The organism is Candidatus Halocynthiibacter alkanivorans (genome assembly GCF_003333265.1).
GTDB classification, from domain to species: domain Bacteria; phylum Pseudomonadota; class Alphaproteobacteria; order Rhodobacterales; family Rhodobacteraceae; genus Halocyntiibacter_A; species Halocyntiibacter_A alkanivorans.
Map to the genome: position 1 here is coordinate 34,969 of NZ_QOLB01000091.1, position 19,445 is coordinate 54,413.

A 19,445-nucleotide genomic window follows, 5' to 3' on the forward strand; every position below is an offset into this window, starting at 1 on the left:
AGAGCACGTTATGACACAGATTTACAGCCTGGCAGATATCGAGGCCGTCCTGCCAAAAATTGATCTGGTGAAAGAGATTGCATCCGGCTTTGCTGCCTACTCGCAAGGACTGGTCGAGGTGCCGCCGGTGGGCGAGTTGCTGTTCCCCGGGCGCCACGGTGAGATGCACATCAAATACGGCGCAATCGGCGGCGATGATGTTTTTGTGATCAAAATCGCCACCGGTTTTTTTGAAAACCCCAAACTCGGACTGCCGCCTTTCGGGGGCTGCATGCTGGTGCTCAGCCAGACCACCGGCCAGGTTGAGGCTGTGCTGCTGGAAGAGGGCGTGCTGACCAACCACAGAACCGCAGCAGCGGGCGCGGTGGCGGCACAATATCTGCAGCCCGCCAGCGTCAACCGGATCGGCATTGTCGGCACCGGCGTTCAGGCCCGTCTGCAGGCGCTGTACCTGAAGCGGGTAAACCCGTGCCGCGCGGTCACGCTCTGGGGGCGGACAAGATCTGCGGCCGAAGCGGCGGCGCGTGACATTGCGGCTTTTGGCTTTGAGGTCCGGATTGCTGAGACGATTGAGGAACTGTGCGATGACTGCCGGTTGATCGTCACCACCACCCCCTCCGGAACCCCGCTTCTGGACGCCGGCATGATCCGGCCAGGCACCCATATCACCGCCATGGGTTCAGACACGCCGCACAAACAAGAAATCTCGGCAGACGTGATCAGAATGGCCGATCTGGTGGTGGTCGACAGTATTGATCAATGCCAGAGCAGGGGCGAGATATCGCGCGCCCTCAAAGCCAGGGCGATAACGGCGCAAGAGGTAAGCGAGCTTGGTGACATCGTCGCGAACAAGAAGCCGGGCCGTCGCCGGGACACGGATATCACCGTCGCGGACCTGACCGGCGTGGCTGTGCAGGACATCGTGATCGCAAAAGCCGTGATGCAGCAAATGCGGCTTCAGGACTAGCGGCTGATATTCCGGGCGGCAGCCCGTCGCCAGCGACGCGTGAGGCCCGATCTGAGCCTGCAGACGTCGTTGCCGGCCTGCCGGGCTGCGCCGGGAACTCCGCCCGGGAACCATGTGATTTCAGGGCATTCGCATCGTCGCGTATGTGGCCTTCATTTCGCAGCGGAAAGGCATCGGACCCGCCTGTATGCCGCCGCAAGACGGGTGCCCGCGCGCTGCAGCCTGGAGCCATTTCCTGCCGGTCCCGATACAGACCTGTTGGACTCCGCCACGGCTTCGGGCATTCTGGGTACAATACTGCCCATAGTGAGGTCTTGCCCATGCGCAATTTTCCCGCCCTTTTGCTTGCCCTTACGCTGCCTCTGATGCCAGTCGATGCGCTGGCGGGGAACCATAAGTTCAAGGCCAACAGAGGTCAGGGTGTCGGGGTCGGCGGTTGCCCGCCCGGGCTGGCCAAGAAAAACCCGCCTTGCGTGCCTCCGGGCCAGGCCCGTAAGCATGGGTACGGGATCGGCGATATTTTTGATATTCAGCGCTATGACCGTCTGGAGGATCCCTGGAATTACGGCCTGCTGGGCAGCGGCCCCTATTATCGCTTTGGCAATGAGTTCATCCGTGTCGACCCCGAAACCTTTATCGTTCTCGAGTTTCTGAAACTGCTGGACTAGGCGCTGACAAACCAGAGCCCGGCGAAAGCAGCCAGCGAAAGATCCCGGGCCAACATTCGTTTAGAACGCAGTGAACGGTCGCTCCGAGCGCAAACTGTCTGATGCTGCAGTCCACACCATGCTGTTTGACAAATGACGGCATGGATGTGTCAAGCAACCCGTAAAGCGCCAATATTCCCGACTTCACGGACGATCTCTTGTGTAAGAATTTCAACGGCTTTTGACCGGGATTTTCTGTTTGAACGAATGACATATGCGACGTCAGGCGGCGGCGTGAAAATATTGTCGATCACTTGCATTTCAGGCGTAATATGGCGCCCGTTTAACAAAGACACACCCAGGCCCGATACAATCGCAGAGGCGATGCCAGCGGTGCTGGAACATTCCAGTACGATATCGATAATATGTTCTTGCGACCGTCCGCACTCCAGCGCCCAATGTCTGAAAAAGCAGTTTTCGTCGAATGAAAGAAAGGGAATAGGTTTGGAAATATCAAACTCGTAATCAAAGGATTTGATCCAGTGCAACTGATCTTCGTACAGGACGATATCTGTGGGCTGCACGTTCGATTTGAATATTTGCATCACGGCAACATCTATAAGTCCGTCATTCAGCTCATACGCATCAAGAGCTGTGTGTGCAGCATCAATCAATCGCCCGTCATTGGACAGGCCCAGATAATTATTCGAACACAGGTTGATCAGCGAACGCGTTTCGTACCCGGTTTGCATTTCAACCGTCCCGCCGTGGGGCGAAACAAACGGACGTTCGGATTTAAACAGCTTTGATTTTTCAAAGCTTCAAGTTCTGACCTTAGACTATCAATCAGCGTCATGTGATGGGTTCCGGGTTATTTGGAGGCATTTTCACTAAGCATACGCAATTGAATACGCACCTTCACAAGCAACAAAACCTGTTGGCCGCGCATGCTTTTTTATGTGTGGCCTCCTGCCAGGAATCCATTATCCCGAAAAAACGGACGCAACCGTATCCTGGATTGGCGCCTTCAGCGGAATGGAGAATTTCTACATTGATGTTTGTAAGCACCCGCAGCGATGGAGATCTGAAGCAATTTGACGACACACTGTTGTCTGCTTTGGCAAGCGATGGTGGTCTGTATCTGCCAGCTGGGTTGCCAGGCTATTCTGTTGAAAAAATGCGCGAAATGCAAAAGTTGGGATATTGCGATCTTGCAAGTGAAATTCTGCCTGATTTACCTGGATCGGGCATTCCACGAAACGATCTGAAGGACCTGATCTCAAGCGCTTATGCAGAATTTGACCACTCCGCGATTGCACCTTTGAAATCCATGCAGTCTGGAATTTGGTTGTTGGAACTGTTCCACGGTCCAACGCTGGCGTTCAAAGATTTCGACTAGCAACTGTTGTGCCGCAGTCTGGATTACAAACTGAGCCAAAGAGGTGAACGGGCGCTCATCATTGGAGCAACATCGGGGGATACAGGCTCAGCGGCGATACATGCCTGCAAATCAGTCAAAGCAGTCGACTTGTTTATGCTGCATCCAAAAGGTCGGGTTTCAGACGTCCAACGCCGCCAGATGACCACAGTATCCGCGCCCAACCTTCATAACTTTGCAGTGGATGGTACATTTGATGATTGCCAGACAGCGGTGAAAGCGCTGCTGAACGATCCTGACTTGAATAGGGTTCAGCATGTCACCGCCGTAAATTCCGTTAACTGGACCCGGGTTGCGGCCCAGGTGGTGTACTATTTCTATGCCGGCCTTGCTCTTGGTGCGCCGGACAGGAAAATTGATTTCGTTGTTCCGACCGGAAACTTTGGGAACATCTGCGTTGGCCATGTCGCACGCAAGATGGGGCTGTCTGTCGGGAATTTAACGATTGCGTCTAACCGCAACGATATCCTGACCCGTTTCTTCGAAAACAGCAGCATGAAAACGCAGCTAGTTCAGCCATCCCTGACACCAAGTATGGACATTCAGAATTCCAGTAACTTTGAACGCTTGTTATTTGAGCTTCTGGACGGCAACGGAGCGAATGTTGCACAGCTGATGCAAACTTTCAAAGAGACAGGTGAGTTCTCTGTTTCGGCTGAGGTTATGTCAAAAGCACGTGATCTGTTCTCCGCTGTCCGGGTGTCAGATGATGAAACCAAAGCGGAAATGGCTCGAATATTATCAGAAACTTCCGAGATCGTAGATCCCCATACTGCGGTGGGTCTGGCCGCTGCGCGCCAGTCTCTGAGCTCTGCCGACAATGCAATGGTTGTGCTTGGAACCGCTCATCCGGCAAAATTCCCCGACGCCGTGATGGCAGCAACCGGCCGTGTACCTGATGTCCCTGAATCGCTGCATATCTTGCAGGGCCGCGAAGAATTCGAGTCCGATATTGCGAATGACATTGACGTTCTCAAGGGCAAAATATTGTCCACTCTGCAGAATTCATAAGAACTGGCTAAGCACAAATGGCTGTATACACAATAATCGAAGCGGACGTCATGGCGTCGCTATTGACCCCCTATTCGATTGGTGAGCTCATCAGTTTGGAGCGAATATCCAATGGAGTGGAAAATACCAATTACAGGCTTCGAACCACTTCTGGCCGGTTCATCGTAACAATATACGAAGATCGCGTGAATACCGATGATTTGCCCTACTTCCTGTCTGTAAAACAGAACCTTGCCCAATCTTCTCTGCTGGTTCCGAAACCCATCGGGAATAAGAGCGGCCAGGTCGTCTTCGAATTCGGCAATAAATTTGGCGCGATCTTTTCGCATCTGAATGGGCATGAAGTTCAGGCCATCGGGAAAGACGAATGTTTCCTCGTTGGCGAGACGCTTGCCAAAATTCACAGTGCAAAAATGCCCAACGCTCTCAACCGCCCCAACAATATGGGCCCGGATAACTGGGTGGAAATGTAGGAGGATTTTGCAGGACGCCAGGATATCAGCATCGAAAGCGACCTGAGCTGGTTTCCCGAAGGCTTTAGTTTGTCGTGAGAAATTGGCCTGAAAATCTCGAAAAGGGCGTGATCCAAGCCGATCTTTTCCCCGATAATGTTCTGTTTGAACAGGGGCAGATTTCTGGCGTACTCGATTTCTATTTCGCTTGTAACGATATGTTCGCATATGACTTAGCGATAGCAATAACCGCTTGGTGTTTAGATAAAAACAATGATTTCGCGCCCCAGTTAGCCATCGCTTTACTTGATGGATACACGTCATGCCGTTCTCTGAAACATGCCGAACAATTGGCCCTGCCCATCTTACTCAGAGGGGCCGCTATCCGGTTCAGCCTTACCCGGCTTGCAGACAGTTTTGCCAAAAAGGCCGACGCGGGTTTGCAAAAAAGCCCTGCCGAATTTTTGCAACGTTTACAGTTCTTTCGCTCTGAAGCGGAAAACGCCGCAACAGACAAGCCAGTCTGGAGACAACGGTTATGAGCTCCAAACTGACAGAATTGTGGCCCGAAGTTTATGATAAAACATCGGTTGGGTCAGATCGGTTTTTAACGCCCGGTCCTTCCTTTCTGAAACTGGAAAACGCGGTAAAAACCCGGCACTATTATTTCGTTCTTTTGCCAAAAATGACGATGCTTGCTTTCAGCTCTGCTGTGGAGCCTCTGCGTGTTGCCAACCAACTGACCGGGCAGTGCATTTACCGCTGGTATGTGATTTCGGAGGACGGCAAGTCTGTAGTTTGTTCAAATGGAATTTCGGTTGCCGTCGATTTTGCTTTGCACCCGGTTGAGCGGCAAGACACCATCATTGTGTGCTCGGGTCATGATGGCTATTCGGCGGCTGGATCAAAGACCCTGGGGATGCTGCAGTTGCACCATCGCCGCGGAGGTCAGGTCGGGGGCATATACACAGGCGCCTATACTTTGGCCCGTGCAGGGCTTCTTGAAGACTAGAAATTTACCCTGCACTGGGGCAACCAGCCCGCCTTTGAAGAGCGCTTTTCCAGGCTTGAGGTCTCGGCGCAGATTTATGAAAAAGACGCCGGTATAATTAACTGCGGCGGCGGGACTGCGGTCACGGATATGATGCTTGCGATAATTGAAGAAGATTATGGCCGCAAACTGACTCATCTGGTCATGGACATGTGTGTTCATGGCAAAAAACGGAATGCAGACACCAGGCAGAAAGCGTCGATTGCAACTACAATCAACAGCCGCAACGGGCGATTGATCAGGATCGTTCACCGGATGCAGGAAAATACCGGAGAGCCGCTGAGTTTCGACGAACTGACGTGTCTCGAAGGTATTTCAAAACGTCCGATGGAACGGCTTTTCAAGCGGCATCCTGGTGTTGGCCCCTCACAACATTATATTAGTATTCGACTGGACTACGGTCGCAGCCTGGTCTTTGAAACCGACATGTCAGTAACGGAAATTTCGGTAGCTTGCGGCTTTTCCAGCTCGTCAGATTTTTTAAAGTCATACAAAAAACGATTTGGCGTATGTCAGAGTGCGGATATGTGAGCGATACCTGTTGTCAACGCCGCAGCACCCTTGGGGGGGGCCAGCCCTGGTTGCATTTGCAGGCCAGCCGTAGTCCCACAGATATTGAAACTGAGACGTTTCAAAGCAGCAAAAGCAGGTCAAATTGGAAATATGGCCTTGGGCATCCAGTTACCAAGGTTGTCTGGGAACTGATCCCATATGTCCAGCGCTCCGGACTCCGGTGTTTCCGGAGCGTATGCGCCGGCTCAAAGCGAGGCCCGATAAATCCGGCGCGCATCTTGCCGCGTGAGGTTGCGGGGGTTGTTGGCCAACAGGCGGGTTTGCTTCATCGCGTCCCCGGCCAGGCGGTCGAGATCGCTTTCCTTAATGCCGACGGCGCTCAGGTTTTTCTCCAGTCCCAGATCGACATTCAGCCGGATCAGGCGGGTGATGAAGTCATCGCAGATATCCTGATCTGGTCGGTTTTTGTCGATCTCAGGAAACACATGTGGCGCAAGTTCTGCATATGCAACGCTGCAACATGGCGCGTTGAAACGCATCACCTCGGCCAAAACCAGCGCATTCGAAAGACCATGCGGGACGTGAAACAAGCTGCCGATCGGATAGGCAAGCGCATGAACGGCGGCCACCGGCGAATTGGCAAAGGCTTGCCCGGCGAGCATCGAACCCAGCAGCATGTTGCTGCGGGCCTCGATATTGCTGCCGTTGCTGACCGCCTCGCGGATATTGGCCCCCAACAGATCCAGCGCCTGCACCGCAAGGGACCTGGAGATCGGGTTATTGTTGGCGCTGGCTGAGGTATAGGCCTCAATCGCATGGACCATCGCGTCAACACCGGTCGCGGCGGTGATATGGGGTGGCAGACCAACCGTGAGTTCGGCATCAAGCAGCGCAATATCAGGCAGAATGATCGGTGAGACAATTCCTTTTTTCTCTTGGCTGCCGGTGGTCAGGATGGACACCGCCGTGACCTCGGACCCGGTGCCTGCGGTGGTGGGGACCAGCACCAGCGGCAATCGGGTGCCGGTGGCCTGGTTAACCCCATAGGCGGCATCAATCGGTTGCTCAGAGGCCGCCAGAAGGGCAATCACCTTGGCGACGTCCATCGAGCTGCCGCCGCCAAAGCCAACCACGCAGGCGATGTCACCGGCCCGCGCAATGTCAACGCCGTGAAGAACCGTCGTCGATTTCGGGTCAGGTTCAACCTGGTCAAAGACAGTGACCTTGAAACCGCAGGCCAGCAGGCTCGCCAGAGCAGGTTTGCAAAGCCCAAGTTTGACGATGCCCGGGTCGGTTACAAACAAGACTTCGCGGTGTGTCGTCGCGAATGGCAGCCCCTCCAGGATCTCCCCCAGTTGACCGGCACCCCCGATCAATTGACGGATCGACGCCGTGGTATTGAATACAAAATCGGTCATGGTTCCCCCAATGCGACATCACGGGTCGTCATGACGCTTATCTGCCCACGCTCAATTGCACAGACTTTATCCACCAGCCGCCCGGATTGGGTGCAATCAGGCTCTGAAACCAGCACCGATATGCGCCTGGATTTCAGATCGCGATCACCCCCACCAACCGCTGCGCCAAAACACTGCGCTGGCGGGCGATGAGCGTCAACCGCGCGAACAAATAATTATGAGCAAAAATCGCTCATGTTGATGTTTGACCGCCTGCTCTCACAAGTGACTTGTAGAGAATGGTAAAATGGGTGTCAGCCTGACGACGCGGAACCGCTTGAATGCGCCTGGAGCCGCAAAGCTCCCATTCGTTGCATCGCGGATTGCTGTAATTCCGGGCTCGAACCAGCCGTTCGCTGTGGTCTGAATGAAGGTCAGCTAAGAGCCTGAAGTAGAATAATACTGCGATTCAATGCAACGAGACCTGATATTAAGAACGCTCCGAATTTGACGCTGATCAGTGTCATCACCCGCCAACAATTTTTAAGCATGACTGCACCTCACGTGCCCGATAGCGACGGCGCGAAAAACCGACATGTCGCTCAGATGCTACGCTAACTGACAAAGTTAGCCACGGGTCCCAACCCGTCTCATCAACGAGCGGTTTACCGGGACAAGACAGGCACAATTTAACAGGTGGACAGAACGCTGGGTTAAAAAACATCCACCACCGTCAACCATCTGATTTACATGATTAAATATGATTTAGATACCGCCCCCACACGGCTCTACGCTACTCGCTTACGCGTTGTTTTAAAAGATTATCAGGGCATCCATATCAGAGTGTGCAGGCGTTTGGGCAGGTGGACACAACAGACCCAAGGCGATCTCCAGACAGGGATTCCGAAAATTCGTTTTCCGACGCCCCTTTAGCCACTGCGGACAAACGTCAGGAATTCTTCCGAATTGTGTCGATCATTGATCGAAACCGGAGTCACCGAAACGCATCGCAGAGCCGGGGTCGGCTGGAAAAAAAATCGCCAGCTGATCCGCCACTCTCACACAGATAACCCGGTTGTTCACTTTTGGGCTTGGCAACTTCTTGTCTGCAGCACTCCACGCTCTGAAGCACTCAGCCATAGTGTCATATTCCCCTAACCGACTTAATGTGTCGCCATTTGCCGAAATAGAAATCAAAAACAAGACCCATTTCATACGTCTCACCATTTATCTATTTGTTTTTAAGCAGCAATCCCGCGGCCGGGTCAAACTCGCGTCACGTCAGCAGCCCCATGTACAAACCCGAGTATACTCTCATTCAAATTCCACGTCAGTTGACCAGAGTATCTATATGCAAAGAAGTTCCGTTTGCTTCCAGATTTCACTGCGCAAAGCCTGAATGAAACACCACGGAATATCAGACGGGGACGCAAGGTCCCATGCCCTGACGTTGCACCCTTCAACCAACCAAAAGGTTCCGCCGCCCGGGACCCTTCGATTGCCTGGCGTCAGCGCATTTGGGTCCAATTCGGCTGATATACCGTTTCAGCTGAGCTTTCTGAAGGTTGATACTTCTTGCCACAACGCCGTCGGCAGGCATAACTTTAGCCTCAGGCCCCGCCTATTTGGGAAATATCTGATTATTTGAAGCTTAACTCTGGTTGTTGATCGAAACTCTGGAACGAGAAAGGTGCATATTGTGCCGGTACAGAAAAAACCAATCGAAACCACCACCATAGGGTCCTTCCCCAAGCCGTCTTATGTCCCGGTACGCGACTGGTTTGACTTTGCCCGCGAGACCGGCGGCATGAACACCAGCCAGACCACGCGAGATTTTACCGCTGACAGTCAGAAAGACACTGACAAGCATGAAGCGCTGTTCCTCCGTGCTGCCAAAGAGGTGATCGGCATTCAGGTCCGGGCTGGCATCTCCATCCCCACCGACGGCGAAGTGCGGCGCGAGAACTATATCCACTACCACTGCCGTCATCTGGAAGGGTTCGATTTTGTCGACCTGGAAAACCGGGTGCTGCGGGACGGGGCTTATGAAACTGACCTGCCCGCGATCCGTCAGGCCGTCAGACACACTGGTAATTTCTACGGCGCGCATGATTTTAAGGCGAGCCAGGGTGTCAGTTCACGGCCCGTCAAGTTTACGCTGCCCGGCCCGCTCACGATTATGGATACAACGGCCGACTGTTTCTACAACGACCGGCCCAGGCTGAATGCCGCGCTGGCAGAAACGGTGAACAAGGAGATACTCGCCCTGGTCGACGCCGGCTGCCAGTACATCCAGGTCGACGAGCCGCTGTTTGCCCGTCAGACCGCCGATGCTCTGAGCTTTGGCATGGAAGGGTTGGAGCGTTGCTTTCACGGCGTGCCCAAATCGGTAACCCGCGTGGTGCATATGTGCTGCGGATATCCCGATCACCTGGATGATCACGATTACAAAAAAGCGGACCCCGACAGCTATCACCGGTTAAGTGCGGCGATTGACGCGGCGGCCTTTGACCAGGTGTCTATTGAAGACGCTCATTGCTGCAACAATCTGGATCTGCTGGACAAGATGCCGTCCAAAACGGTGATATTTGGCGCGGTGGCCATTGCCAGCAGCCGGGTGGAAACCGTGGACGAAGTGGTCGCGCGTCTGCGCTTAGCACTTGAACACATTGACCGCGACCGCCTGGTGGTGGCGCCGGATTGCGGCCTCGGGCTGTTGCCCGCCGATCTGGCCGAGGCAAAGCTTACCGTGATGTGCAAGGCAGCGGCTTTGGTCTGACATCGGCACTAAAACGCCACGCAGTTGTTCGGTGGCCGTGTGCGGCTGGTCCGGGCGCTTTGCTGCCTTAGAATTCATCAGCGCCATCGTCGTGGATAGCCAATTCAGTGGCATATCCCGGCGGCCAAGATCCGTTGATTACAGCGACACATCAGGACGCCGTCGTTTGGAGCAGGCGACCGCAGACTGAGTGCTTAACGTGTCCACTTTGGGCTCAGGCAGCCGTTCACCCTGCTCTCCCTGAATGCCCACTGTGTGGACGACGTGGACCTTGATCTGCCTGAGTTCTGGTCGTTTCATGTTGGCGTTGAAGGCGTTTGGATTTTGGCAAAAACAACCCCGCCGCAAATATGATCGCCGACGACATTGCGAGACCTGCGAACTGGAGATCAAATCCAAGCCCCGTGCGTTGCAGGAACGCAATTAGTGGTACTGCTGACGAGCCAACACCAAGCGACAGAACATATTCCACCGATACAGCGCGAGAACGTACGCCCGCATCGAGATAATGCCCGATCAACCAAGTCGTTATCGGTATGGCCGCGAAGATCAGGGTGACTGCGAGCAGAGCCAGAGCAAGCGCGGCCCACCCTGTTGCCTGAGTAAGGGCGAGCAATAGAAATGTTTCTCCAGCGAGCAGGCTGAGAAAAACCGGGCGAGCACCGATCCGATCCAAAAGCTCACCGACGGGTAATTGAGCAAAGGCGGCAACCGCGAATACCAGCCCTGCTGATACCCCAACCCAAGCCAAATCAGCATTTTCATTCACAAGTCTTTCAGCGAGAAATTTGGGCAGAGAGATTGTCACCATGTTGAACACCATTCCGCCAAAAAGTGCCGCAACACAGATCACCAGAAACACGCTCCATTGAACGCGCCTGTTATGCTTTGTAACGACACACTTGTTGTTCACCGGGCTCGATACTGCAAGACGGCGATTTTTTCTGTTTCGAAGGATGAGCAAGCAACCGATGGCAACTGATGCGACACCAGGCAATGCAAAAGCGGTTTGCCAGCTAAAGAACTGCGCAAGTATACCAGTCATGATCGCTGCTCCGGCCAGCCCCATGTTGCCAAAAACGCCATTGACCGCCAGCGCCCGACCAGAACGCAACCCGATTTGCGTCACATGGGCCAGTCCCACGGGATGGTAAATGGCCGCGAACAGGCCGAGCGATGCAAGCCCAAACGTCATCGCCTTCGGCCCGGTCGCCAGAGAAATCCAGATGCTCGAAGCGCCGCACCCGATAAAAAAAACCGCAATGAGAGTGAGCCTGTCGATCCGGTCCCCAAACCAACCAGCCGGTAGGGTTCCAAGAGCAAACATGACGTAGAGTGGCGTTCCGAACAACAGCACATCGGCAAAGCTCATGCCCCAGGCAGGAGCAATGGCCAGCGCAGCTGTTGGAAAAATCAACAGGAAGAAGTGATCAAAAAAATGAGCCACGTTGATGAATTGAAGGGCTTCGTTGCGTGACATCTGTATCTCTCCGAGTTGTTTCTCGTAGTTGATATACCGCAGCTCTTATCTTACTGTCTGTCGACATAATGACAAATTATACGCCTGAAATGCCAGAAAGTGACACGCTGGGGGTTGTCGGGTTAGCTTCGACCTACGATGCCGGCACCCTTATCGCATCCCATTCGCACACGGCGCACCAGATAGTGCACGCGATATCGGGCACAATGCGGGTAACCGTGCAAAACAAAGTGTGGTTCGTGCCTCCGGCGCGCGCCTTGTGGATACCCGCCAAAACAATGCATGCTATACAATGCGTCGGACCTGTCGAAATGCGGACGGCTTACTTGAGCAAAGCCTGTCCTTCAGCGCATCCGGATGTTCTCGTGGTCTCAGTTTCTTCACTGATGCGCGAAATTCTTATCCGTTTGACCGAACGTGATGGCACTGCCCTGAAACTGCTTTTGGCCGATGTCCTGCTTCTTGAAATGAGGCAAAGCATACGGGAACCGTTCAGCCTTCCCATCCCCAGTGATCCACGCATCGCAAGGCTCGCACTCCATTTGCAAAACACACCGGCAGACGGGACACCGCTCAATGTATGGGCAAAACGGTTGGGGTTTTCAGAGAGAAACCTTATTCGTCAAATCCGCACCCAAACCGGAATGACATTCAGAGAGCTCAGGCGCCTGACACGGATCATGATTGCTCTTGATAAGCTTTCGGCAGGACAATCCGTTACAACAACAGCGTTCGATGTAGGCTTTGAAACGCCAAGCGCCTTCATCCATGCGTTTAAGTCTCTAACCGGGAAAACGCCGCGACAGTTCATGTCCGGGAATTGAAAGTTCAATCTCTGTTACACTTGTACAATTTTCGATAGCTACAAGGGGCTTACACCTGCCCTTCACCGCAGTGGGCACCACCGGCAGCAATGGGCCGTTCGTGACAGGAATGGGAGCTGTTTACTGCGCCAGGCAAATTTCGGCGCGAAGGGCGGATCGCATGCGCAATTGGGCCGCCTCTGATCTGAAGCCGAGCTCCCGACAGGACCACAAGATATCTGTGATGTCGTTGATCGGGCGAAGATTTAGCAAGACGTAACCGCACTGATTGGTGGGCATTTTCTTTCGTGCAAATTAAATCTTGATCTGACTGCATACCTTTGACATCCATCTGAGGGCGGCCGGGCTGGTCGCCTTTTCCATTTGACCAACTCGTTGGAACGCGCTCATGACCATCACCCATCTTGTCACCCATTCTGGCGGCTTCCATGCGGACGAACTGTTGTCCTCTGCCGTGCTCACCCGCCTGTTCCCTCAGGCGGAGCTGCTGCGCAGTCGGGATCGGCAATGGGTCACGCCGGCGGCCCATAAGATCATTTTTGATGTCGGGGGGGCCTGTGACGGCGAGGCACAGATTTTTGACCACCACCAACGTCCCGGCCCGCTGCGAGAGGATGGCCAGCCATTCAGCTCCTTTGGTCTGATATGGGCGCATTACGGGCGGGCGTATCTGGCAGCGATGGACGTGCCTGCGAATGACGTCGAGGCCATCCACAGCAAGTTTGACACCAAATTTGTACTGCCGATTGACCTGCTGGACAACGGCGCAATGGATCCGTCTGTCGCCGGGCCACTGTCAATACTGACCCTGCCCGCGCTTTTGGGAAGCTTGAAGCCGGTATTTGACGATACGTCGCCAACGGCTGACGACGATGCATTCTTTGCAGCTTTGCCCATTGCGCGGAGTTTTGTCGAAGCCCACATCCACAATCTCGCGGCGAAAGCCCGGGCACAGGGCATCGTGATCGAAGCAATCGCCAAAGCTGACACATCGGCCATACTCGAGCTTCCCATGGGCATGCCCTACCGCTCTGCGCTCGATCAGGCGGAGGCCGACCACATGCTGTTCGTGATCCATCCGCGCGGCGATGACTGGATACTCAACGGCATCAAGCTGTCAAATGATACCTTCGAGCAACGCGCCGATCTGCCCGCCGCCTGGGCTGGCCTGACGGATAGCGCACTCGAAGATGTGAGCGGTGTCAAAGGCGCAAAATTTTGCCATAACGCTCGCTTTATTGCTGTTGCCAGCACACGCGAGGCGATCCTGGAAATGGCTGATATTGCGGTGCAAGACGTTCAATAAGGGCGGAAAGGAGCCGTTCGCTGCACACGTCGCCAAGTTCCGCTTACCCGAGACTGAGTATACTGAGTCCAACCGGGTCAAGTCACTCGGGAAGGACAGGCGGTTGGAAAGCCACGTTAACAGCGATCAGATTGACTGCGCCGAATGCTATATAATCAGTCCTTCTGGTATATTGCTCCTCGCACCAGTTGAGGGGCAATATCGTAGAGAGGATATAGTTGACAAGCGGGCAGTCCGGATTCAGGAACGGAAATTCCTGACCAAATGGAGGTCTGAATTATGCGATTATTAGGTACCCTGGTAGTGGCCGCAATGCTTGTTTTTACCACCGCTGCGGCGTCATATGCTGATTTGACGTTGCCGACGCCAGACGACAAGAAAGTTTTTGATGGCTTTGACAATCCGGCTCCTGGTGCCACGCATCCGAGTCTGAGTAAACCGAGTCCAACCGGTTCAGGTCACTCAGGAAGGACTGGCGCCTGGGAAGCCCACGTTAACAGCGATCAGATTGACTGCGCCGACTGCTAAACAGTCAGTTCTTCTGGTATATTGCCCTGCACACCAGTTGCGGGGCACTTCTGTAGTCGCCGTGATTTCAAGTACCGCATTGATCTTGTGTTCGGCCAATTCGCCGTCGCATAACAGAGCGCGTCCTTAAATGGCGCTGCTTCTGCCTTTTTCCAGCTCAAAATCAATCGAGCGAAACAAAGTCACCTGTGCCTCGCAAGGCAGACCAAAACGCGGTCGTGTTTCAAAGCCAGGGCCGACAGCCATTCGCTCGTTGCGAACGCGAAGAACATCCGAATTAACTTACCAAACCATATCCGCTGAGGTCTCGAAGCCGTCGTTCGCTGCAATCGAGACAGACGTCGGCTCAGGGCCGTTCTTGACAGTGATGGCAGAGGGACGTGGTCCGATTGTCGCACCAGGTACATCTCGGCGCGAAGGGCGGATTCCGGACCTTCGCCGCGCGTCGCACCAATGTCTGCTGTGCGGGACAAACCTGCCGCCTGTGTAAAACGGACGAATGTTGGGGCTTGGTCGATGGAAGCGGAGATTTCTGGCTACCCGGAGATTTGAAGCCACAGCCCGTAACGGACATTCATCGAGCAAGGCCGCGCCACGGTGAACAGATTTAGAACGCGGACAACGGGATTTCGGATAAAGCCCCTGGCCCTCAGATCCTGCCAAACGGTGACCACACTCGTTTCCGTGAACTGGCTATGGAGCGCAGGATGGCAAGCCAAATTGAGGGTCTCCATGAACGTCCTGACTTGCATGTATTCCACATCGCGGACGCAGACGTAACCGGGTCGGGAATGGCACCGCGAAAGGTGAAGATTATGAAGCTGCGCCAGGTATTTCATCGGCGTGTGGAGGATTAGCTCCCACGCGTGACACGGTGACCGCAGCAACCTGGTGAGCGAAAAGTAAAGCGTTTCGCAAATCAGACAGGCTGACGGTCTGCAAAACGCCCATCCGCAACAATCCAGCTTGAAACAACCGCGCCAGGAAGCCCGCATTGAATGTGTCGCCGGCACCAACCGTATCAACGACTGTCACCTTTTGGGCAGGGACATGAATGGAGGTCCCATCGGCCAGGTATGCGGTGGCCCCGGTGCCCCCTTCTGTGACGATGACAATCGAAGGACCCGAGATGGCCGCGACCTTGCCGCAGAGTGACTGAGACCCGGGAACCAGCCAGGCAAGATCTTTGTCCGAGACCTTCAAAATATCGCAAGCCGCGATGATGCGGCTCAGCCGGACACGGTAACTGACTTCATCGGTAATGAACCCGGGGCGGATATTGGGATCAACCATGATCGGCCGCGTGCCTGCGTATTGCTCAATCAACGCGGCATAGGCTTCTGCTGCAGGTTCCACAACAAGGCTGATCCCCCCAAAATACAGGGTGTTCACCGTCTCGGGGAGGGTCGGAAGATCATGCGGACCGATCATTCGCCCCGCGGAGTTTTCGTCATAGAACGTGTAGTCCGCCTGTCCGTTTTCCAACTGCACAAAGGCCAGTGTCGTGGGCCGGCGGGATCGTATCGAGAAGGTCGGATCGACGAATGAAGCCTTCAGGTCAGCCTCTATTGCCTGGCCATGAAGATCCGTGGAAAGCCCCGTAAGCATACCAACAGGGATGCCCAGCCGGCCCAGCGCAATCGCGGTGTTGAAAATGGCGCCTCCGGTGTGGGGGACGTATGCTGTCTGGCCTGTGTCTGTATGAAAGGGGATCATGTCGATCAAGGCCTCGCCGCAGCATAGGATCATGGGGCACCTTTTGTATTGAGTGGATTTCGTGGTTGCATTGTTTCGGGGACAAGTTACTCGTCCAGATAGGCTCTGATTGTCGCCTCAATGCCATCGGCTTGAATTCGGGAATGCCAGGTTGCGAACGCGTTCGAGAAGCGGGCGTCGCTGGAAAGCCCTCCATAGACCTGACGCATTCCAAGCCATTGTTCGGGCGCACCAATCGCAGACCGGGCGGTCAATGTCAGCATGTCCCAACACGGGTCGTTTGGTTCGATTGTGCTGTCATCCTCGCGCGTGCCCTCGCAATACCGCGCCCAGGCGGCGGAGACGAGTGCAAGACCAGTTACGGGCGTCGCTGCTTTCAGACCATCGCGGATGGATGGAACGATAAAGCCAGGGTGGCGACTGGAGCCGTCAAAAGCAACGCGACGGGTGGTGTCCGCGATTTCGGGATTGGAGAAGCGTCGCTCAATCAGCCCGAGATATTCCAACGGTGTATAGCCGGGAACTGGCGCCACATGCGGCGCGATCTCTTCACTCACAACCTTGCGCAGCAGCGCGCGAATAGTGGGATTGGCCATCGTTTCGGCGATGGTTTCAAGCCCCATGAGCTCACCCGGACCGGCGATAATCTGGTGCCCACCGTTCAGGATACGGATCTTCATCGTCTCGAAATCATGTACCCGGTCCGAGAAGGTGGCGCCGGCCTTGTCCCAATCCGGGCGCCCGGCACAAAAGTCGTCCTCGATCACCCATTGACGGAAGTTTTCGTGGGTGACCGGGACTGCATCGTTGATGCCGAAGCCTTGCACCAGCGCAATTTCGTTCCGGCCGGTGGCGGGGACGATGCAATCGACCATGGCGTTGGGAAAGCTGCAGTTGCGGTCGATCCAGTCGGCAAGCGCGGGGTCCGACAGAGCCGCAAGCGACACAATCGTCTGGCGCAGCACCGTCCCGTTACCCTGCAAGTTGTCACAGCTTTGACAGGTGAATGGTCCCTGGCCACCTTCACGACGCCGGCGCAAGGCAGCGATGATCGCACCAAAAGCCGTACGCGGGTGTTCTGGATTGGCCGCGTCATACCGGATGTCCGGGTGGGTCGCGTCGAATCCGCCGGTCGCCGCATCAATGAAATAACCACCTTCGGTCACAGTCAGAGAAACGATGCGAATAGCAGCATCGGCCATCTGCGCGATCAGTGTGGCATTTCCCTCTTCCACGGGAAGGAAATCAATCATCGCGCCGCAGACCTCGGCGGATTTACCCGAAGGGTCCAGCTCAATCAGGGTCGTCAGGCAATCCTGCGCCAACAGCTTTTCCCGCTGTGTGGCATCGCCCGGACGCACACCGGCGCCGATGATGGCCCAGTCCTGGCACAGCCCCATATCGAACAGCCGGTGCAGATACCACGCCTGGTGCGCGCGGTGGAAATTTCCGAGACCAATATGGACGATGCCTGGGGAAAGCCGGCTGCGGTCGTAGCGCGGCGTGCGCACATTGCCGGGCAGTTGCGAAAGGGTTGCGTCGGACAGGGGGATCAGTTCAACCATTGGCCACCATCCACGTTATAGGTTTGTGCCACGATATAATCGGCCTCGGCGCTGGCCAGGAAGATGGCCATGCCAGTCAGGTCTTCGGCCGTGCCCATGCGCCCAAAGGGGACGGCGTCGCCGACCTCCTGCTTTTTCTGACCCGGCGCCTTGTTTTCATGTTTGGCAAAGAACGCATCGACCCCGTCCCAATGTTCGCCATCCACCACGCCGGGGGAAATGGCGTTCACGTTGATGCCGTGCTTGATGAGATCCAGCCCCGCTGACTGGGTCAGCGAAATGACCGCGGCCTTGGTGGCGCAGTAAACCGCGACCAGCGGTTCTCCGCGGCGACCCGCCTGACTGGCCATGTTGATGATCTTGCCGCCACCGCCGCGCTGTATCATATACTTGGCGACGGCCTGCAAAGTGAACAGCGTGCCCGCAACGTTTATCTCGAAAACGCGTGCAAATTCGGCGCGGTCGATTTCCACGACCGGGGCGGCGGTGAACAAGGCAGCGTTGTTGATCAGGATGTCGATACCACCCAGTGCCCTGGCCGTTTTAGCCACAGCATTGTCGATGCTCTCCTGAGAGGTCACATCCATTTCAACCGCTATCGCTGCCGCGCCAATTTCAGACGCCGTTGCCTGCGCTCGCGCGGTGTCGATATCGGCGATCGCAACCCGCGCGCCTTCGCGTACGTATGCCTCTGCAAATGCGCGCCCGATGCCACGTGCGGCGCCGGTGATCAGCGCCGTTTTTCCATCCAGCCGTTTCATGCGATCCGCAGCCCTTGCGCATCGAACCGATGGAATTGGTCCTGCCGCGGGTTCAGATGGATGATGTCGCCGTGACTTACCTCGATGTCACCGGAGATCCGAACGGTCATCATATCCGTCAGGCCGGTGTCATGGACATGGATGAAAGTGTCAGAGCCAAGATGTTCGGCAACGCCGACACGCCCCGTCCATGTTCCTTCCGTCCTGCTGACGTCGATGTGCTCGGGGCGGATACCGACTGTTTCCGCACTATGTTTCTGCGCCTCCGGACCTGAAAAGATGTTCATCTTCGGCGAACCGATGAAACCGGCCACGAAGAGGTTGCGCGGCGTGTGATACAGTTCCAGTGGACTGCCTACCTGTTCGATGTACCCTGCCCGCAGGACGACGATTTTGTCGGCCATGGTCATGGCTTCGACCTGGTCGTGAGTGACATAAACCATCGTCGTTGCCAGCCGTTTGTGCATCTCACTAATTTCCAGCCGCATCCCCACGCGCAAGGCGGCATCAAGGTTTGACAGCGGTTCATCAAACAGAAATGCCGAAGGTTCGCGCACGATGGCGCGACCGATGGCGACCCGTTGGCGTTGGCCGCCGGACAGTTGGCCAGGCCGGCGGTCGAGGTAATCGGTCAGGTTCAGCGCCGCTGCAGCCTGATCAATGCGACGCTTTTGCTCTGCCTGGTCGATCCTGGCCATGCGCAGTGGGAAAGCGATGTTCTTTCTCACCGTCATATGTGGATAAAGCGCATAAGACTGGAACACCATTGCAAGACCGCGCTTGGCCGGGGCCACGTCTGTGGCGTCCTGGCCGTCGATCATCATCTTGCCCGAGGTCACGTCCTCAAGCCCGGCAATCAGCCTGAGCAACGTGGACTTGCCACAACCCGAGGGGCCGACAAAAACCGTGAACTCCCCGTCTTCGATGGTCAGGTCCAGCGGCGGAATGACTTCCACATCGCCGAATTTCTTGGTGACTTTTTCAAGCGTGATCTGTCCCATGGTGATGTT

19 protein-coding genes are annotated in these 19,445 nt (G+C 55.2%); 11 read left to right on the forward strand and 8 right to left on the reverse strand.

The annotated features are described in order from the left end of the window. Positions 1 to 10 precede the first annotated feature (10 nt). Both DWA01_RS10915 and DWA01_RS10920 read left to right on the forward strand, forming a co-directional pair. Positions 11 to 967 (forward strand): Rossmann-fold NAD(P)-binding domain-containing protein, encoded by a 957-nt coding sequence (locus DWA01_RS10915; RefSeq protein ID WP_114285873.1) that lies wholly within the window; start codon positions 11 to 13, stop codon positions 965 to 967. Between the two features lie 320 nt (positions 968 to 1,287). After that, positions 1,288 to 1,635: a hypothetical protein gene (locus DWA01_RS10920; protein WP_114285874.1), complete on the forward strand. Its 348-nt coding sequence runs from the start codon at positions 1,288 to 1,290 to the stop codon at positions 1,633 to 1,635. Between the two features lie 149 nt (positions 1,636 to 1,784). On the opposite strand, the gene DWA01_RS10925 is transcribed toward DWA01_RS10920, so the two are convergent. After that, the gene (locus DWA01_RS10925; RefSeq protein ID WP_114285875.1) at positions 1,785 to 2,366 is read right to left on the reverse strand and encodes a LysR substrate-binding domain-containing protein; all 582 of its coding nucleotides are present in this window, start codon (positions 2,364 to 2,366) and stop codon (positions 1,785 to 1,787) included. Positions 2,367 to 2,518: 152 nt separating this feature from the next. Between DWA01_RS10925 and DWA01_RS23280 the strand changes: the two genes are divergently transcribed. The 6 genes from DWA01_RS23280 to DWA01_RS10950 all read left to right on the forward strand — a co-directional run bounded on the left by DWA01_RS23280 (position 2,519) and on the right by DWA01_RS10950 (position 6,097). Then, positions 2,519 to 3,013: a PALP domain-containing protein gene (locus DWA01_RS23280; RefSeq protein ID WP_200832556.1), complete on the forward strand. Its 495-nt coding sequence runs from the start codon at positions 2,519 to 2,521 to the stop codon at positions 3,011 to 3,013. 6 nt (positions 3,014 to 3,019) lie between these two features. Continuing rightward, the gene (gene thrC, locus DWA01_RS10930; RefSeq protein ID WP_200832557.1) at positions 3,020 to 4,063 is read left to right on the forward strand and encodes a threonine synthase; all 1,044 of its coding nucleotides are present in this window, start codon (positions 3,020 to 3,022) and stop codon (positions 4,061 to 4,063) included. A 17-nt stretch (positions 4,064 to 4,080) separates the two neighbouring features. Beyond that, the gene (locus DWA01_RS23855; protein ID WP_114285876.1) at positions 4,081 to 4,536 is read left to right on the forward strand and encodes a phosphotransferase; all 456 of its coding nucleotides are present in this window, start codon (positions 4,081 to 4,083) and stop codon (positions 4,534 to 4,536) included. 74 nt (positions 4,537 to 4,610) lie between these two features. Further along, the gene (locus tag DWA01_RS23860) at positions 4,611 to 5,057 is read left to right on the forward strand and encodes a phosphotransferase (RefSeq protein ID WP_114285877.1); all 447 of its coding nucleotides are present in this window, start codon (positions 4,611 to 4,613) and stop codon (positions 5,055 to 5,057) included. Next, positions 5,054 to 5,527: an AraC family transcriptional regulator gene (locus tag DWA01_RS10945; protein WP_114285878.1), complete on the forward strand. Its 474-nt coding sequence runs from the start codon at positions 5,054 to 5,056 to the stop codon at positions 5,525 to 5,527. The genes DWA01_RS23860 and DWA01_RS10945 overlap by 4 nt, the downstream gene beginning before the upstream one ends. Positions 5,528 to 5,656: 129 nt before the next feature. Then, on the forward strand, positions 5,657 to 6,097 hold the full coding sequence (locus DWA01_RS10950; protein ID WP_114285879.1) for a helix-turn-helix domain-containing protein: 441 nt from the start codon (positions 5,657 to 5,659) through the stop codon (positions 6,095 to 6,097). 227 nt (positions 6,098 to 6,324) lie between these two features. On the opposite strand, the gene DWA01_RS10955 is transcribed toward DWA01_RS10950, so the two are convergent. Then, positions 6,325 to 7,497: an iron-containing alcohol dehydrogenase gene (locus DWA01_RS10955; RefSeq protein WP_114285880.1), complete on the reverse strand. Its 1,173-nt coding sequence runs from the start codon at positions 7,495 to 7,497 to the stop codon at positions 6,325 to 6,327. 954 nt (positions 7,498 to 8,451) lie between these two features. After that, the gene (locus DWA01_RS10960) at positions 8,452 to 8,691 is read right to left on the reverse strand and encodes a hypothetical protein (RefSeq protein ID WP_114285881.1); all 240 of its coding nucleotides are present in this window, start codon (positions 8,689 to 8,691) and stop codon (positions 8,452 to 8,454) included. A gap of 484 nt (positions 8,692 to 9,175) precedes the next feature. Between DWA01_RS10960 and DWA01_RS10965 the strand changes: the two genes are divergently transcribed. Next, positions 9,176 to 10,255, forward strand: coding sequence for a cobalamin-independent methionine synthase II family protein (locus tag DWA01_RS10965; protein WP_160116015.1), 1,080 nt, complete (start codon positions 9,176 to 9,178; stop codon positions 10,253 to 10,255). 226 nt (positions 10,256 to 10,481) lie between these two features. Here the strand turns inward: DWA01_RS10965 and DWA01_RS10970 are convergent, their stop codons facing one another. Further along, positions 10,482 to 11,735 (reverse strand): MFS transporter, encoded by a 1,254-nt coding sequence (locus DWA01_RS10970; RefSeq protein WP_114285883.1) that lies wholly within the window; start codon positions 11,733 to 11,735, stop codon positions 10,482 to 10,484. A gap of 68 nt (positions 11,736 to 11,803) precedes the next feature. On the opposite strand from DWA01_RS10970, the gene DWA01_RS10975 reads away from it, so the two are divergent. Both DWA01_RS10975 and DWA01_RS10980 read left to right on the forward strand, forming a co-directional pair. Further along, positions 11,804 to 12,559 carry an AraC family transcriptional regulator gene (locus DWA01_RS10975; RefSeq protein ID WP_114285884.1) on the forward strand — a complete coding sequence of 252 codons (756 nt, stop codon included), beginning with the start codon at positions 11,804 to 11,806 and terminating at the stop codon, positions 12,557 to 12,559. Positions 12,560 to 12,947: 388 nt separating this feature from the next. Beyond that, positions 12,948 to 13,865 carry an MYG1 family protein gene (locus tag DWA01_RS10980; RefSeq protein WP_114285885.1) on the forward strand — a complete coding sequence of 306 codons (918 nt, stop codon included), beginning with the start codon at positions 12,948 to 12,950 and terminating at the stop codon, positions 13,863 to 13,865. 1,341 nt (positions 13,866 to 15,206) lie between these two features. Here DWA01_RS10980 and DWA01_RS10990 read toward each other — a convergent pair. The 4 genes from DWA01_RS10990 to DWA01_RS11005 are packed head-to-tail and all read right to left on the reverse strand — an operon-like array spanning position 15,207 to position 19,436. Continuing rightward, positions 15,207 to 16,142: a carbohydrate kinase family protein gene (locus tag DWA01_RS10990; RefSeq protein WP_114285887.1), complete on the reverse strand. Its 936-nt coding sequence runs from the start codon at positions 16,140 to 16,142 to the stop codon at positions 15,207 to 15,209. Positions 16,143 to 16,195: 53 nt separating this feature from the next. After that, positions 16,196 to 17,674: a mannitol dehydrogenase family protein gene (locus DWA01_RS10995; protein ID WP_114285888.1), complete on the reverse strand. Its 1,479-nt coding sequence runs from the start codon at positions 17,672 to 17,674 to the stop codon at positions 16,196 to 16,198. Next, the gene (locus DWA01_RS11000) at positions 17,662 to 18,435 is read right to left on the reverse strand and encodes an L-iditol 2-dehydrogenase (protein WP_114285889.1); all 774 of its coding nucleotides are present in this window, start codon (positions 18,433 to 18,435) and stop codon (positions 17,662 to 17,664) included. The genes DWA01_RS10995 and DWA01_RS11000 overlap by 13 nt, the downstream gene beginning before the upstream one ends. After that, positions 18,432 to 19,436 carry an ABC transporter ATP-binding protein gene (locus DWA01_RS11005; RefSeq protein WP_114285890.1) on the reverse strand — a complete coding sequence of 335 codons (1,005 nt, stop codon included), beginning with the start codon at positions 19,434 to 19,436 and terminating at the stop codon, positions 18,432 to 18,434. Before DWA01_RS11005 ends, DWA01_RS11000 begins: the two co-directional genes overlap by 4 nt. Positions 19,437 to 19,445 lie beyond the last annotated feature (9 nt).